We start from the raw sequence: 842 nt of genomic DNA on the forward strand, positions 1-842 counted from the left end.
TCTTCTTCCCTCCCTTTTCCTCCCTTTTCTCCCCCCCCCCCCCCTTCTTCCCCCTTCTTCCCCTTCTCCCCTCCCTTCTTCTTTTTTTCCCCCTCTCCTCTCCTCTTCTTTCCTTCCTCCTCTCCCCTTCTCCTCTTCTTTTCTCCTCTCCTCTTCTCTCTCCCCCTCTCCTCTCCCCTTCTTCCGTCCTCTCCTGCCCCTCCTTCAACGGCCTCTCTCTCTCTTCCCTTTTTCCTCCTTTCCTCTCCTCTCCCCCTTCTCTTCTCTCTCCTCTTTTTCTCCCTCCTTCCCTTTTCTCCTCTTCTCCCTCCCTCTCCCTCCTCTTTTCTCCTTCTTTCCCTCTTCTCCCTCCTTTTCCCTCTCCTCTTTTCTTTCTTTCTTTCCTTTTTTCTTTTTTTTTCTTCTCTTTTTTTTTTTCTCTTTTTTTCCCCCTCCTCCCTCTTTTCCTCTTCTTTCTCTTTCTTTCCCTCCTCTCTCCTCTCTTCCCTCCCTCCTTTTCCTCTTCCTCCCTCTTCCTCTCTCTCCTCCCCCCCCCTTCTCTCTTTCTCTTTTTCCCCTTCCCCTCCTCCTCTCCTTCTCCTTTCTCTCCCTTCTCCTTCCTCCCCTCCTCCTTCTTTCCCCCTCCCTCCCCCTCCCCTCTCTCCTTTTCTCTTCTCTCCTCCTCTCCCTTCTCTCTTTCTCCTTTCTTCCCCCTTTTCCTCCCCTCCTTTCTCTCCTCCTCCCTTCCTCTCTTCTTCTTCTTCCCCCCTCCCTTCTTCTTCCCTTCCTCTTCCTCTCCTCCTTCTCTTTCTCCTCCCCCCTTTCCTTTTTCTCTTTTCTTCTCTCCCTTTCTCTCTTCTCTT

General features: G+C 51.8%; 1 protein-coding gene. It reads right to left on the reverse strand.

Going from position 1 to position 842, the window contains the following annotated elements; genetic code table 11:
* The coding region (locus LC438_RS18950; RefSeq protein ID WP_223587499.1) for a hypothetical protein at positions 1-842 on the reverse strand (842 nt) is incomplete at both ends.

The organism is Microbacterium sp. OVT16B (genome assembly GCF_019969705.1).
GTDB lineage: Bacteria > Actinomycetota > Actinomycetes > Actinomycetales > Microbacteriaceae > Microbacterium > Microbacterium natoriense.